General features: G+C 62.9%; 12 protein-coding genes. 4 read left to right on the top strand and 8 right to left on the bottom strand.

Going from position 1 to position 14,433, the window contains the following annotated elements; genetic code table 11:
- The first annotated feature begins 413 nt into the window (after positions 1-413).
- The gene (locus tag NP80_RS28180; protein WP_226823100.1) at positions 414-1,199 is read left to right on the top strand and encodes a response regulator transcription factor; all 786 of its coding nucleotides are present in this window, start codon (positions 414-416) and stop codon (positions 1,197-1,199) included.
- Positions 1,200-1,261: 62 nt separating this feature from the next.
- Here NP80_RS28180 and NP80_RS28175 read toward each other — a convergent pair whose 3' ends face one another.
- Positions 1,262-2,701, bottom strand: a complete 1,440-nt coding sequence (locus NP80_RS28175; protein ID WP_006408049.1) for a TolC family protein — start codon at positions 2,699-2,701, stop codon at positions 1,262-1,264.
- Positions 2,702-2,892: 191 nt separating this feature from the next.
- Between NP80_RS28175 and NP80_RS30525 the strand changes: the two genes are divergently transcribed.
- Positions 2,893-3,927, top strand: a complete 1,035-nt coding sequence (locus NP80_RS30525; protein ID WP_080559084.1) for an IS481 family transposase — start codon at positions 2,893-2,895, stop codon at positions 3,925-3,927.
- Here the strand turns inward: NP80_RS30525 and NP80_RS28165 are convergent.
- The 6 genes from NP80_RS28165 to pxpB all read right to left on the bottom strand — a co-directional run bounded on the left by NP80_RS28165 (position 3,846) and on the right by pxpB (position 11,122).
- Complete coding sequence (locus NP80_RS28165; RefSeq protein WP_006408047.1) at positions 3,846-5,966, bottom strand: peptidase domain-containing ABC transporter; 2,121 nt, start codon at positions 5,964-5,966, stop codon at positions 3,846-3,848. The two genes, NP80_RS30525 and NP80_RS28165, sit on opposite strands and share 82 nt — an antisense overlap.
- Before the next feature lie 13 nt (positions 5,967-5,979).
- Complete coding sequence (locus NP80_RS28160) at positions 5,980-7,248, bottom strand: HlyD family secretion protein (RefSeq protein WP_006408046.1); 1,269 nt, start codon at positions 7,246-7,248, stop codon at positions 5,980-5,982.
- Positions 7,249-8,006: 758 nt separating this feature from the next.
- Positions 8,007-8,258, bottom strand: a complete 252-nt coding sequence (locus NP80_RS30520) for a hypothetical protein (RefSeq protein ID WP_226823098.1) — start codon at positions 8,256-8,258, stop codon at positions 8,007-8,009.
- Positions 8,259-8,568: 310 nt separating this feature from the next.
- Entirely contained in the window at positions 8,569-9,333 is a 765-nt protein-coding gene (gene pxpA, locus NP80_RS28145; protein WP_006408044.1) for a 5-oxoprolinase subunit PxpA, read from the bottom strand.
- Positions 9,334-9,401: 68 nt separating this feature from the next.
- Complete coding sequence (locus tag NP80_RS28140) at positions 9,402-10,469, bottom strand: 5-oxoprolinase subunit C family protein (RefSeq protein ID WP_006409602.1); 1,068 nt, start codon at positions 10,467-10,469, stop codon at positions 9,402-9,404.
- Positions 10,466-11,122, bottom strand: coding sequence for a 5-oxoprolinase subunit PxpB (gene pxpB, locus NP80_RS28135; protein ID WP_006409605.1), 657 nt, complete (start codon positions 11,120-11,122; stop codon positions 10,466-10,468). Before pxpB ends, NP80_RS28140 begins: the two co-directional genes overlap by 4 nt.
- 148 nt (positions 11,123-11,270) lie before the next feature.
- On the opposite strand from pxpB, the gene NP80_RS28130 reads away from it, so the two are divergent.
- On the top strand, positions 11,271-11,783 hold the full coding sequence (locus NP80_RS28130) for a winged helix DNA-binding protein (RefSeq protein ID WP_006408041.1): 513 nt from the start codon (positions 11,271-11,273) through the stop codon (positions 11,781-11,783).
- A gap of 56 nt (positions 11,784-11,839) precedes the next feature.
- Here the strand turns inward: NP80_RS28130 and NP80_RS28125 are convergent, their stop codons facing one another.
- Positions 11,840-12,448, bottom strand: a complete 609-nt coding sequence (locus NP80_RS28125) for a 5-formyltetrahydrofolate cyclo-ligase (protein ID WP_045594300.1) — start codon at positions 12,446-12,448, stop codon at positions 11,840-11,842.
- Between the two features lie 8 nt (positions 12,449-12,456).
- Between NP80_RS28125 and NP80_RS28120 the strand changes: the two genes are divergently transcribed.
- Entirely contained in the window at positions 12,457-14,409 is a 1,953-nt protein-coding gene (locus tag NP80_RS28120; protein ID WP_006409600.1) for a lytic transglycosylase domain-containing protein, read from the top strand.
- Positions 14,410-14,433 lie beyond the last annotated feature (24 nt).

Raw genomic sequence — 14,433 nt, 5'->3', positions numbered from 1 at the left:
AGCTTTCCGGTCGCTGCCGACAGACGGTTTGGTGGACGTATCGACAGACGGCGAAGCCGCGGCGAATGCGTCGACAGAAAAGCGCTACGAGGGCGCTTTTTTCTTTTGTGCGGCGCCCGATCGACAGCGCCGTCGCGTTTGTCCTGCGTCACCGGGACCTCTCCTTTCACCGACAAAATGCCGCTCGAGCCGCGCCGCGCAACACGACGTTGCGAGCCGCAGGTCAGTTTGCGGTTTGTAATAGTTTTTGGCGCTAGCCATCGTCGCGGGTCGACCGATGCCCGTCTGGGTTTGCGGCGATTCCTGTTGCGTCTCTTTCCGTCGTGTCCTGCGACATGCCGGCCGCGGACTTTCCCCGTCAAGCCTCCAGACGATGCGTAGCCCGATAGTCGAATCTTTTCTTCGATTCGGTCGTGGCGACCGTGCGCTGGCCGGTCGTTGTTTTGAGATGGTTGTCGTGGCAGGGTTGGGACGATGTGCCCGCCATCCAGGAAAACGCCAGAACCATGGATAAGGAATCGATGAACGACCGGTATCGGACGCGACCTATTCTGCTGATCGAATCGCAGCCGATCGTCGCGCATGCAATGGAGCTCGCGTTCGCGATGATCGACGAGCGGGTGAAATTGACCGTTTGTCATTGTGCGGAAAGCGCCATGAATTCGGTTCGGGATACGTGCAGATGGTTTCGCATCTTTGTCGATCTCGATGTTCGTGGCGGTCACGGCCTGTCGCTTGTCCATCAGTGTTGCGAGAGGGGAGCGGCGAATCGATGCGTGGCGGTCACGTCGGTTCATCGCCCATTCTGGATCAGGGAGGCCAAGCGGATGGGGATGGCGGGCTGCATCGACAAGATGGCGTCGGTCGACGAGTTCACCGCAGCGTTGCGCTCCGTGCTCGACGGCCGCCGATGCTTTCCCGATCCGGGATCAGAGTGCGACCCGCTGCAGCGTCTGACGAATCGCCAGCGCGACGTGTTGTCGCTGCTGTGCGTCGGCTATCCGACGAAGGTCATCGCGTCGACGCTGAGGCTTGCGGAGGGAACCGTCGACAATCATATCGGCAACGTATTGCGCGTCTTGAACGCCCATAACCGGGCGCATGCCATCTACAAGGCCGTGGCGCTGGGTTATCTGCCGAACGTTCCTCAGGAGCCTGGAGTGGCGCGGGTGGCCGTAAGGGAGCCAAAGCGTATTTGATCGTGGTCGTCGGAGCGGATGTTTCCGCAAATCGGTGACAGCGGATTGCCAACGCGAGGAAGTCAATCGTATCGGCCGATCCAATCGGGCCTCGATAATCGCAGATTGCCGAGGCTGGTCGCGAGCCTCAGTCGCGACATTCTCCATTTCGATACGGCCTGCACACGTTGCCGTTCTGCATCGGCCCGGGCCGCCTGAGCATTGAGCAATTCGGTAAATGTGCCTACACCTTCTTTGTAGCGTCCGCGCGCAATATCGAGCGACCGATCGGCGTCCTCGAGCAGGTCTCTTGAGTTTGTCAGGTTGGCCGCGTCGGCTTGCAGGCCGTGATAGCTCTTCCAGACTTCCGCCGATATCAGCAACTCGGTGTTACGCAACTCTGCCTCCCGTTCGTCCGCTCGGGCCTGAGCATGTGCAATGCGATAGCGGGAGCCGAAGCCATCGATCAGCGGAATCGTCAACTGAATGCCGATCGTACTGCTGCCGTTGGGGTAAACAGGCGCTTCTCCCGAGCGTTGTCCGAAGGACTTGTTGCGCGTTCGTTTGCCAGCGAACGAAAGCGTAGGGCGGCCTTCAGCATGAGCGGCGTCGACGTCCGCCTGGGCTGCATCGAGTATTGCGCGTGCAGCTACCAGTGCGGGATGACGGGTTTTTGCCTCGTCGATCAACGAGTCGATGCCTGCGGTCACGGCGCGTTCGTCCGGTATCGTGTCTGCAGTCGAAATCCTGATCGGTACGTTGGGGCCAAGGCCCATCGCAACCGACAGCAGGCCTGCAGCCGTGCGCGCATCGCCTTCGGCTGTGACGCGGTCCAGCACGGCCCGACGATAGCTCGTGATCGCTTGCAATTGGTCGCTTAAGGTTCCGGCGCCCGCTTCATGTTTTGCGCGTGCGATCGCTACGCTTTCCACCGCCACGTCTTCGGTCAACTGCGCAGCACGAACGGCAGCCTGTGAATCACGCACCGCGTAAAAAGCGCGAGCGGCATCGAAAAAGATCGTCTGAAGCGTCTCGTCGTGGTTTGCATGGGCGGCAGCGAGCAGCGCGCGTGTTTGTCGTACGTTCGCGCCGCGCCGACCGAAATCGAAAAGCAGCCAGGTCAGCTCCAGTGAGCCATCGCTTGCCGACATCGTCTGAGAACGGTCAACTGAGCCGAGACCATATGCACTGTAGTCATGTCGTGTCGAAACCGTATCGCGCTGAATTCCGGCTCTCGCGCTGAGCGACGGTAGATACGCACTCCTGGCCGATCCGACTGCAGAAATACGTGCTTGTATGGCCGCCCACGTCTGGCGCGCGCGAGGACGCATGCAGATGGCTCGAAGAATCACATCTTCCAGTTCGAACGGCGCGTCGATCTCGGCAGTCGGGCATGCGGCAGCTTCGATAATCGAAAACGCCGGGGTGCCGATGCGACCTGCGAGCATGTCGATTGGGGCGGCCAGGGCGGTCAGAGGAAATGCGGAAATGGCAATGAGCAGGGCGGACGCGCAACGTTTCATCGGGCGGAGCGTTCCTTGGACGCCGATACCGGGTTAGCAAACGGCGAAGTCGGCCGATTGAACGCGACCTTGCCGCCATTCAGAACGATCACGCGTGACGCGGACGCGATCGTTTCCGGGCGATGCGCAACGATGACGCGGGTTATCTGTAATGTGTGATTCATAGACATCGTTTCAACTAGAATGAAGCGATGGACAGAGAGATCGCCGCGCGATTGCGTTGGGTGCGCATGTATCACGAGACTGGCAATGCCGGCCTCGTGTGCGCACGTTGCGGTATATCTCGACCGACACTTCGTAAATGGTTACGTCGCTATCAGGATGCTGGCGAAGCAGGTCTCGAGTCTCAAAGTCGTCGCCCACTCCGCAGCCCGAATCGGAAAGTTTCCGAGGCCGATCGGGCGACGATTCTCCGATTGCGTACCGAGCGCAAAGGCGCACGGCGAATCCAGAATGAACTGCGACTGCACGAACAACGAGAACTATCCCTCGCGACCATTCACAAGATCTTGAGCGAGGCGGGCGTAAAGCCGTTGATTCGGTCCAGGCGGCCGGCGCAGCCGAAACGCTATAGCAGGCCGGTGCCTGGAGACCGCGTCCAGATGGACACGATGAAAATCGCTCGAGGCGCATACCAGTACACGGCAATTGACGACTGTTCCCGGTTCCGGGTACTGGCGATCTACCCACGTAGAAATGCCCGAAATACGCTGCTCTTTCTTGATCGCGTTATCGAAGAAATGCCGTTCCCGATCCAGCGCATCCAGACCGACCGAGGTGGCGAGTTCTTTGCTGAGTCGGTGCAACGGCGTTTGATGAGCGAGTGCGTCAAATTCCGACCTATTCCGCCACGCTCACCACACCTCAACGGCAAAGTCGAGCGCTCACAACTCACCGACCTCAACGAATTCTGGTCGCATCATTCGCCGACCGAGGATGCGATCACTCAACGACTTGAGGAGTGGCAGTTTGACTACAACTGGCGGCGCCCGCATGGCTCGCTTGGTGGCAAGACACCCGTCGATCGTATCGCGGAGCTTACCGAAAGCACACCTTTGGCAGAGGAAGTGGACAGCGACTACGACGAAGCGAAAGAGCGAATCCGGCACCGCGAATGGCGCGTCGACAAGGTCCTCGCCGAACATCACCGGCGCGTGGTGGAGCTCGCGTCTCCTACCGGAGCCGCAAGCTCCACCACGCAACGAAAGCGGCGCTCTAAGAAGTGAAACGATGTCCGTGAATCGCACATCTGTAATGTGCTGACGGCTGCGTTGACCTGGTGTTCGCGTTGCAGGTCGAGATGGCTTGTGGCCTCGTCGAGTACGAGGATCTTCGGGCGTTTGTAGAGTGCGCGCGCGAGCAGGATCCGTTGCTTCTGCCCACCCGACAGCACGGTTCCCATGTCGCCGACAAGCGTGTTGTATCCCATCGGCATCGTCACGATATCGTCGTGCACCGCAGCGATTGATGCGCATTCGGCGATCCAGTCTGCATCCGGGCTGGTATCGAAGAAGCTGATGTTGTCTGCGATGGACCCCGCGAACAGGACGTCGTCCTGCATTACAGTTCCGACAAGCGTCCGCAGTTGATCAAGTCCGATACGGTCTAGATCAATACCGCCGATCCGCACCGTGCCGCGGACCGGTTCGAGAATGCCGAGCAGTATGTTGACGAGGGTCGTCTTGCCGCATCCGGACGGGCCGACGAGCGCAACCGATTCACCGGCGTGGATTTTCAACGAGAGGCCGTCGAGCACGGCCGGTTCTCCGTCTGCGTAAGAGAACGTCAGATTGTCGACCTCGATGCTCGCGGCAAGCTGTTCCGTTTCTCCAGGCACGAGACGCTGCGTCATGTTGGGCTCGGCAGCTTCGAGCACGATATCGGAAAGCCGCTCGCCCTGAAGTTGCAACATTTTCACTTCGAAGAACTTGTCGATCAGACTGCCGACCCGGCTATCGAACTGGCCTTTGTACGCATTGAACGCCATCAGCACGCCGACCGTGAACTGACCGTCCATCACCATCGTCGCGCCGAGCCAGATAATCAGCAGGCCCTGGATACCGAAGAGCAGCGCGTTGAGCTGCTGGTACAGCAACTGGAGTTTTTGCCCGCGCAAACCCGAATTCACCTGATTGACCAGCAGCGTCAACCAGGTGGCGCGGCGCTCGCTTTGCCGGTTGAACAACTTGATGGTCTTCACGCCTCTGACTGTCTCCAGAAAATGGCTGTGTTGCTTGGCGCCATGCACGATTTCGTCTTCGGTCGCTTGTCGAAGCGGGTGATACCAGAGCCAGCGCAGCAGGAGGTATATCAGCATCGTGCCGAGTGCGACGAGCGCCAGTGCACGGCTGTACAGAAACATCATGAGCAATGTCGCGATCGTCATCAGACCGTCGATGATTGCGCTCAGGAACGATGTGGTGAGCGTTTTCTGGATCGTGTCGATGGTTCCGAATCGAGAAACGATGTCTCCCAGATGGCGTCGCTCGAAGTAGCGGACCGGGAGGCTGAGCAAATGAGCAAACAGGTTCGCGCGCCACTGCACGTTCAATGTCGTGCTGAAGTACATCAGTATCCAGACCCGCACCGCATGCGTGCCTTGCTGCATGAGCAAGAGTAGTCCGAAGCCGAGCACGAGCACGGTGAGCAGGTCGCGGTCCGTGCTGACGATGACTTCGTCTATGACCCACTGCAGGAAAAGAGGCGATGTCAGCGCGAAGATCTCGAGGGCCAGTGCCAGCAGCAGGACTTGGCCCAGAGAGCGGCCGAGCCCTGAAATCGGACCGATCAGCGCACGCAACCTGATTGGCGGAGCAGGATCGACACGCTTGAATCGATTTGTCGGCCACAGTTCGAGCGCGACGCCGGTAAAGGCTCGCGATACCTCGTCGAGCGACAGTGTGCGACGGCCGTGAGCGGGATCATGAATCGTGGCGAACTTGGCTCCGACGGACTGCAATACGACGAAGTGGTTGAAGTTCCAGTGCAGGATGCAAGGCACTCGCAGTTGGGCAAGTTGCTCCAGTTCGAGCTTGAGTGCGCGGGTGCCGAACGCGAGGTGATCGGCGATCTCCATGAGCCGCGCGAGACCGACTCCTTTCAGTGAGATGCCGAATTGGCGACGCAGCGCCGCGAGGTCGACATGATGGCCGTGATGTCCGGCTACCATCGCAAGACAGGCCAGCCCGCATTCTGTTGCTTCAGTTTGCAGGACGATCGGAAGCTTCCGACGGAGAGGGAGGGAGAGGCGGTCGATAAGCGACATGGACGATGAGATGTCAGAGTTTGCCGGTCATGCTGTAGAGCGGTTCGAGCACCCATTCGTACAGCCGGCGCCGTTCCCGAAAGACATCCGCGTGAAGCGACATGCCGGCTTGAAGCTTTTGCGATGCGCCGTACGCGGTGACATCCTGCTCTTTCAACGCAACGGTGACGCGGTAAAAGCTGCCCATGATCTCGGGCGGTGCGCCGCTGTTCGAGAGTTCGGCTGCAGACAGCGCGGAGCGCGCAATCGACACGACCTTTGCCGCGTATTGCCCGAATTTCTGGTATGGATACGCTTGATAGCGAATCAAGACGGAATCGTCGGTCCGGATGAATCCAATTGCTTCGCTCGGTACGAAAAGATGGGCCTGCCAATGGGCGCCGTCTGGCACGATACTGGCGAGTGGACGCGAGCCATCGGCTGTCTGTCCGGGCTCCGTCAGGACAGCCGCCACGGTTCCCGATTCTGGAGCGGTCACGATGAATTCGCGCTGCGCCTCGCTCTCGATCACTGTCTGATCGACGTCGATGACACTGCGTCTCATTTGCGACACCTGGTTCTGGTGCTTCGGTCCCAGTCCGGACAGTTCATTGATTGCATCGTTGAGCGCCAGGGCGGATGCGGCGCGTTCACGCTTCAGACCCTGCAACCTCGATTGCTGATCGAACAGGTCGGCGTGACGTTGCTGCGCCTCGTCCTTCGAGATGAAATCATTTGCAAGCAGTCGGTCGTAGCGTAGCGTCGCATCGACCGCAAGGTGGGTGCGACGCTCCTGGCTCGCAAGCTGCACGTCGATGCGTCCGAGTTCGGCGCGTAGATTGGCGATCCGCGCGTGCAGCCTGTCCAGTTCGCTTCGGTGCAGGATGCGCACCTTGTCTATCTCATGCTGCAGGGCGATTTTGCGTTGGTGTGCGCTCGCGATGAGCGCCGCGTGGGTTTGACCGTTGGCCGCGCTGTGCAACTCGCGCGAGACGACGAACATAGAGTGCCCTTTCTCGACATGTTGCCCTTCGGTGACGTGTCGGACCAGGACGATGCCCGGCTGGGGGGCGTAAATCTTGACCAACCCGGTATTCGGTACGACGACGCCGGCCACCGTTGTCCGCCGTGTGTAGCTGCCAAACACGAACAGCAGGATGACGCCGAGCGCGATGCAGATCGCAACGGCAGTTGCCGTCGCGAACGAGACGGGGCCTGCGAGGACGATCGAACCGAAGACCGGTGTGCGTTGTGCGTCCTGCGCTTCCTTGCGAAAAAGAGGGGAGCGTGATCCAGGCATCATGCTGATTTTGCGTGTGTCAGCTTCGGTCGAAAGCGTCAATGCAACGACCGGAAAATCGAAGCGCGCGGTAAATCACAGGCGAAATGCCGATCGTTGTGCGCGACTCGATCTCAATGAGCGCGCGTCGCCTGTTCTCCGTGAACTGCGCCGGGCATACTGCCGGACCGGGCGATCTCGCGTGAAAATAAAATAGCAAAGAAGATGACATGTGAAGGGCGATGTCGGTAGGGTTAATGAGCCCCAGTCCGTGTGTTTTCGCCTTTTGTGCGAATTAAAGTACTTCGATTTCCTGGTCGGGTTTGGGTAAATGGATTTTGTCGATGGCTTTTGCGATTTCTATTTCCGTTCAAAAATAAGAGCTTGCTCGCGATTTTTATGTTCAAGCGAGCGGTGAGGTCGTGAAGTAAGGTTTTAAGTACGGTTTCCGTCGTGGCCATGGGCGGAGACCGTGTGGAGCGAGCTTTCTACTGCTGCTTCCGTCGGCTTCCATATATCTCGAGCACGAACGCATACAGCAGGAAAGCGACAGTGCCTGCCAACCATTTGAACGGCGACCACGTGTCAAGCGCATATAGCAAGAGCGCGTATCCCGCTGCGAATACGAGCCCTCTGGCAGTGCCGCCCACCAGGACGCCAACGCATCGGTTTTTTGCTCGGCTGGCAAGCGGCCCCAGGAAGATGCCATAACGAGAAAACTGCCGTGCCGCCTCAGCAATGTCTTTCATTTTCATCGATTAACCAAAAAAGAAGGGCTGATTCTAGCGAGTGGGTGGCTGAGTCCGACGCTCAGTGAGCGTGAGCGCCGGATCCGTATTTATCGCCAGACGCAATTCCAGCTTTGCGACAGATAGTTGATGCCCCCCGCCAAGAATCGCTCCCGGCCAGTTTCCGCCGAGCGCGCCGAGAGCAATGGCGCCGCCCAGTTCGGCGTAATTGATCGGATTCGGATTGAGTGTGCAGGTAATCGCACCGCTTGCGTGCGAGATTTCTTCTTTGGTCAGGACGCGCATGACTTGATTTTCCTCTCGATTGATTACGGGTGACGGGTCGGCTCGATTGCCAGCCCCGAGAGTGAAGGCTATCAGCGGTTTAATTTCGCGGGAATATGGAATTTCTCACGGTTCTTGTGAAATCGGCGAGAAATATACGACTTATCGGCGGAGGGCGAGTAACGCCGGTCCTTGAAAGCCCGACGCGTTATCGGTTGTTTGGATATGCAGGTCCCGTCGCGGGACGACAGGGACAACGACACTTGTTTGATCGCACGGCCGGAGATCGTCAGCGCTCGCCGCGCTGTGCCGCACTTGTGGAACGACCCCGCTAAACCCCTTCTCCCGCCTGCAACGCCCCCGGCGCCGCCACCTCCACCCCCGCCTTTTCCAGCGCCTCCCGAATCCTTCTCGCGAACGCGAGCGCATGCGGCCCGTCGCCGTGCAGGCAAACCGTCTGCGCATTGAGCGGCACCCATTCGCCGCTCACCGCGCGCACCTGCCGGTCGCGCACCATGTCGAGCGTGCGCGCGAGCACCGCGTTCTCGTCGTCGATCAGCGCGCCGGGCTGGCTGCGCGGCACCAGCGAGCCGTCGGCGCGATAGCCGCGATCGGCGAACACTTCCTCCACCGCGGCGAGCCCCGCATTGCGCGCGGCCGCGACGAACACGCTGTTCGCGAGCCCGAACACCGCGAGCGACGGATCGAAATCGTGGATCGCGGACACGACCGCGTCGGCGATCATCGGGTCGCGCGCGGCCTGGTTGTACAGCGCGCCGTGCGGCTTCACGTGGGCGATGCGCCCGCCCTCGGCCTGCGCAATCGCGGACAGCGCGCCGAGCTGGTACAGCACGCCCGCGTAGATGTCGCCGGCCGGCAGCTGCATTTCCTTGCGGCCGAAATTCTCCGGATCGTGGAAGCTCGGGTGCGCGCCGATCGACACGCCTTTCTGCACGGCCCAGCGCACGCAGTCGCGCATTGCGTTGGCGCCGCCGGCATGCCATCCGCATGCGATGTTCGCCGACGTGACGAGGTCGAGCAGCGCCTCGTCCGATCCGCATCCTTCGCCGAGATCGGCGTTCAGATCGATTTCCATGGTGTTCCTCATCCACTGATTGCGTGGTGCGCCGCCTGGATGCGGCGCAAGTGCTGCACCGTCCATTGTCACGCCGCTTGCGACTGCGCGCGGCGGCGCGCCTCCTCGCGCATCTCGATCGCGACGTCGATCTGACGCAGATAGGCGCGTTCCGCGATCAGCGCGGCGCGCGCGGCCTCGGGCGTCGTGCGCACGAAGCGGATCGGCAGGTTCAGCCGCGCCTGCGCGAGCTTCCACAGATCGGCGCGGATCACCGTGCCGATCTTCGGATAGCCGCCGGTGGTCTGCGCGTCGTGCATCAGCACGATCGGCTGACCGTTCGGCGGCACCTGGATCGTGCCGGGCAGCACCGCGTGCGACAACAGTTCGGCCGGCCGCTCGCGCACGAGTTCGACACCCGCGAGGCGATAACCCATCCGGTTGCTGTTCGCGGTGACGAGCCATTCCTCGTCCCAGAACGCCTGCTGCGAATCGGCCGCGAACGACGCGAAGTCGGGGCCCGGCAGCACGCGCACGGGCATCGCCCACGGCGCATGCGCGGGCCGATGGCGGCGCGGCGGCTCGTCGACGCGCACGAACGCACACCAGGCCGGCGCCTTCACGCCGAACTCCGGGGCGTCGGGCGCGAGGCAGCCGATGCCGGCCGGCGGCACGCCCACCGGCAGACGATCGCCGTCGCGCAGCGCGCGACCGCCGAGGCCGCCGAAATGCGAGGCGAGATCGGTGCTGCGCGAGCCGAGCACGGGCAGCACGTCGATGCCGCCGGCGATGCACAGATAGCCGCGCATCCCGCGCTTGGCGGCCGGCAGCACGAGCGTCTGTCCGGCTTCGACGGGCAGGCTCCACCACGAATACACGGGCTTGCCGTCGAGCGTCGCGCCGAACTCGGTGCCGGTGATCGCGATGCGCGCCGCGCGCGTGAAGCGGAACGAGGCGGGGCCGAACGTGATTTCGACGGCGGCCGCGTCCGGCCGGTTGCCGACGAGCCGGTTGCCGACTTCGAGCGCGAGCCCGTCGAGTGCGCCGCCGAGCGCGACGCCGAGATGGCGCGCGCCGCGCCGGCCGAGATCCTGCACGCTCGACAGCGGGCCGGCGCGCATCACTTCGATGTTGCCCGGTGCGTGGTTCTGGCTCATCGTGCGTCGACTCCGGCAATGACGAATCGCACGCGGTCGCCGGGCAGCAAGAGCGTCGGCGGCTGCCGCGACGGATCGAACAGCGCGAGCGACGTGCGGCCGATCAGCTGCCAGCCGCCGGGCGACGTGGCCGGGTAGATGCCCGTCTGCGCGCCGCCGATGCCGACCGAGCCGGCCGGCACCTCGAGGCGCGGCACGGTGCGGCGCGGCACATGCAGCGCCGGCTCGAGACCGCCGAGATACGCGAAGCCCGGCTGGAAGCCGATGAAGAACACCACGTATTTCCCGGCCGCATGGCGTTCGACGACCTCGTCGGCCGATAGCCCGGTGTGCGCGGCGACGGCCGCCAGGTCGGGACCGGCCGCACCGCCGTACTCGACCGGAATCTCGACCTCGCGCCCGTCCGCGTGCTCGACGTCGGCCGTCTGCCAGGCGTCGCGCAGCAGCGGCGTCAGCGATTCGGCGCTCGCGGCGAGCGCGTCGAACACGATCGTCAGGTTGTTCATGCCGGGCACGACATCGACGACGTCGGGCCACGTGCGCGCGTGCGCGGCAACGGCCCAGACACGGCGCTGGCAGTCGAGCGTGGCGGGCGGCGGCACTTCGCAGACGAGTGCGGTGTCGCCAAGCGGATAGATGCGAGGTTGCGTCATCGGACTGGCACGGTTCGGACGGCAATGTTAACGTACATTCTCGATAAAATATCGATAAGTTACCAATAAGCGTTTTTGCCTAGCGTGTGCGCCAGACCTTCTGGCGTACACTCGGCACACCCTGACAACCCGCTTGCGCCGCCTCTCCATGAAGCGTCATCCGACCAAGATCGTCTCGTCCGAACATCTCGTCTCCGACTCGAGCGCCGAACTGTCGGAACTCGAATATGGGCTGATCATGGCCGGCAACGCATTCAACCGATGGATGGTGCGTTGCATGTCGGCGGCGGGCGCGAAGGACATGACGGCGGTCGAAGTATCGCTGCTGCATCACGTCAGCCATCGCGAACGCAAGAAGAAGCTCGCCGACATCTGCTTCGTGCTCAATATCGAGGATACGCACGTCGCGACCTATGCGCTGAAAAAACTGATCGCGCGCGGCTACGTGCAAAGCGAGAAAAGCGGCAAGGAAGTGTTCTTCTCCGCGACCGACGCGGGGCGCGACTTGTGTCTGAAGTATCGCGAGGTGCGCGAGCACTGTCTGATCGAGACGCTGAAGGACAGCGGCCTCACGAACGAGCAGATCGGCGACGCGGCGCAGCTGCTGCGCCACGCATCGGGCCTGTACGACACGGCCGCGCGCGCGGCGGCATCGCTGTAAACGATTGCGCGCCTCGGCGCGACGGCGGCATGCGTGCGGCACGCCGCCGTGCGTCCTCATTCGGCGGACGGATAGAGTTGCGCGTCCGTCACGATCCAGTCCATCGCGAGATCGTGCGCTTCGGCCGGTAGCGCGTCGACGCGGCATGCGTCGTACGCGATGCCGACCGTGACCGGGAGCGACGCGCCCGGCCATGCGGCGAGCGTGCGATCGTAATAGCCGCCGCCGTAGCCGAGCCGGTAGCGCTGCAGATCGAAGCCGACGCACGGAATCAACAGCAGGTCGGGCATGACGACGACACCGGATGCAGGCTCCGGAATGCGGTGATGGCCTTCGCGCATCGGCGTGTGCGCATCCCACGCGTGAAACGCGAGCGGCGTGTGGCGCTCGCCGATCACGGGCAACGCGGCGCGGCGCCCGCTGCCGGCCGCGCACCACGCGAGCACCGCATCGCGCGCATCGAATTCGCCGGGAAGCGGCCAGTAGAAGCCGACGGTCACGGGCGCGAGCCGCTCGAGCAACGCACGCAATCGCGCCTCGAGCGAAGCGTTCGCGGCGGGGCGCGACGCGGCGTCGCGGCGCGCGCCGGACAGCGTTTTGCGAAGCGCAACCTTCGGGTTCGGCACAGGGTTGCGTGCTATGCTTTCGCTCAATTCGTGCTCCATTCAAAACGATGTCGAACAGCCTTTTCCGAGTATATCGTGCGGTCGCGCTCGCGCTGTCGGCCGCCGCGCTCGTCGCGGGCACGGCCGCCTGTGCCGCCCCGAACGACGACACGCTGGCCGGGGACGACCAGATCTTCGTGCAGCTTCGCGAAGCGGCGCGCCGCAACGACGCAGCGAAGGCTGCGCAGCTCGCCGCGATGATTCCGAACTATCCGGTGCCGTCGTACGTCGAGTATTTCCAGATCAAGCCGCAGCTGTTCGACTCGACGGGCCGCGCGCGCGTGGATGCGCCGGACGCGCCCGTGGTGTCGTTCCTGCAGCGCTACGACGGGCAGGCGATCGCCGATCGCATGCGCAACGATTATCTGCTCGTGCTCGGCGCGCGCCACGACTGGCGCAATTTCGACGAGCAGTACAAGCGTTTCGTGCTCGACGACGACACGCAGGTCAAGTGCTACGCGCTCGAGTCGCGCGCGGCGCGCGGCGAGAACGTCGCCGATGCGGCGCGCGCGCTGCTCGTCGAGCCGAAGTATTACGGCGACGCGTGCGTCGACCTCATCACCGCACTCGCGGTCAATCAGCAGTTCACGAGCGACGACGTGTGGCAGCAGGCGCGCTTCGCGTACGAGCAGAACTACACGTCGCTCGGCGGCAAGATCGTCGACGCACTCGGCGCGCGCCCGGTCGGCTTCGATCAGGCGACGAGCGCACCGCCGCTGTACCTCGCGCGCGGCGTCGGCGCCGACGCGGCCTCGCATCAGCTCGCGCTGATCGCGCTCGGCCGGATGGCGCGCAACGATCCGGACTCGGCGGCCGCGATGCTGACGTCGATCGCGCCGTCGCTGACGAAGCAGGAGCAGGCGATCGCGTGGGGCGCGATCGGCTATCAGGGCGCGCTGAAGCGCTCGCCGCTCGCGTCGGTCTGGTATGCGAAGTCCGCGAACGCGCCGCTGTCGAATTCCGGCTACGAATGGCGCACGCGCGCGGCACTGCTCGCCGGCAACTGGCCGATGGTGCGCTGGTCGATCGAGCAGATGCCGCCGTCGCTGCGCGAAGATCCGGCGTGGATCTACTGGCATGCGCGCGCGCTGAAGCAAAGCGGCGACACGCTGCAGGCAAACCAGGAATTCGAGCAGGTCGCGGGCCAGTTCAACTTCTACGGGCAGCTCGCCGGCGAGGAGCTCGGTCAGCGCACGACGATTCCGCCGCGCACGCGCGTCAGCGACGCGGAGATCGACGCGATGAGCAAGGTGCCGGGCTTCGCGCTCGCGCAGCGCTTCTATTCGCTGAACCTGCGGCTCGAAGGCAACCGCGAATGGAACTGGCCGCTGCGCGGCATGACCGACCGCCAGTTGCTCGCAGCCGCGGAATACGGCAAGCGCATCGGGCTGCTCGACCGCACGGTCAACACGGCCGATCGCACGAAGGCCGAGCACGATTTCACGCTGCGCTATCCGTCGCCGTATCGCGACATCGTCGAGCGCTACGCGCAATCGACCGGCCTCGACATCGAATGGGCGTACGGGCTGATCCGCCAGGAATCGCGCTTCATCACGAGCGCGCGTTCGTCGGCGGGCGCCGGCGGCCTGATGCAGCTGATGCCGGCCACGGCGCAGCTCGTCGCGAAGAAGCTCGGCATGGGCACGATCACGCGCGCGCAGATGCACGACATCGATACCAATATCCAGCTCGGCACCTGGTATCTGGCGGACATCTACAACAACTTCGACAGCTCGCCGGTGCTCGCGACGGCCGGCTACAACGCGGGCCCCGGCCGCCCGCGCCAGTGGCGGCAGGTATTGACGCAGCCCGTCGAAGGCGCGATCTTCGCGGAAACGATCCCGTTCAACGAGACGCGCGACTACGTGAAGAACGTGTTGTCGAACACCGTGTATTACGCGGCGTTGTTCGAAGGCAAACCGCAGTCGTTGAAGAAACGGCTGGGCATGATCTCGCCCTGATTCGCAACCTTCACACTGCCGCGC

Source organism: Burkholderia multivorans ATCC BAA-247 (genome assembly GCF_000959525.1).
Lineage (GTDB): Bacteria > Pseudomonadota > Gammaproteobacteria > Burkholderiales > Burkholderiaceae > Burkholderia > Burkholderia multivorans.
This window is presented reverse-complemented; position numbering and strand designations above follow the sequence as displayed.

Bases quoted from the DNA above. Each gene is read 5' to 3' on its own strand.
- NP80_RS28130 (WP_006408041.1), top strand. From the start codon at position 11,271: ATGAAGCGTCATCCGACCAAGATCGTCTCGTCCGAACATCTCGTCTCC.
- NP80_RS28120 (WP_006409600.1), top strand. From the start codon at position 12,457: ATGTCGAACAGCCTTTTCCGAGTATATCGTGCGGTCGCGCTCGCGCTG.
- NP80_RS28125 (WP_045594300.1), bottom strand. From the start codon at position 12,448: ATGGAGCACGAATTGAGCGAAAGCATAGCACGCAACCCTGTGCCGAAC.
- pxpA (WP_006408044.1), bottom strand. From the start codon at position 9,333: ATGGAAATCGATCTGAACGCCGATCTCGGCGAAGGATGCGGATCGGAC.
- NP80_RS28140 (WP_006409602.1), bottom strand. From the start codon at position 10,469: ATGAGCCAGAACCACGCACCGGGCAACATCGAAGTGATGCGCGCCGGC.
- NP80_RS28160 (WP_006408046.1), bottom strand. From the start codon at position 7,248: ATGATGCCTGGATCACGCTCCCCTCTTTTTCGCAAGGAAGCGCAGGAC.
- NP80_RS28165 (WP_006408047.1), bottom strand. From the start codon at position 5,966: ATGTCGCTTATCGACCGCCTCTCCCTCCCTCTCCGTCGGAAGCTTCCG.
- NP80_RS30520 (WP_226823098.1), bottom strand. From the start codon at position 8,258: ATGCGCGTCCTGACCAAAGAAGAAATCTCGCACGCAAGCGGTGCGATT.
- pxpB (WP_006409605.1), bottom strand. From the start codon at position 11,122: ATGACGCAACCTCGCATCTATCCGCTTGGCGACACCGCACTCGTCTGC.
- NP80_RS28175 (WP_006408049.1), bottom strand. From the start codon at position 2,701: ATGAAACGTTGCGCGTCCGCCCTGCTCATTGCCATTTCCGCATTTCCT.
- NP80_RS30525 (WP_080559084.1), top strand. From the start codon at position 2,893: ATGGACAGAGAGATCGCCGCGCGATTGCGTTGGGTGCGCATGTATCAC.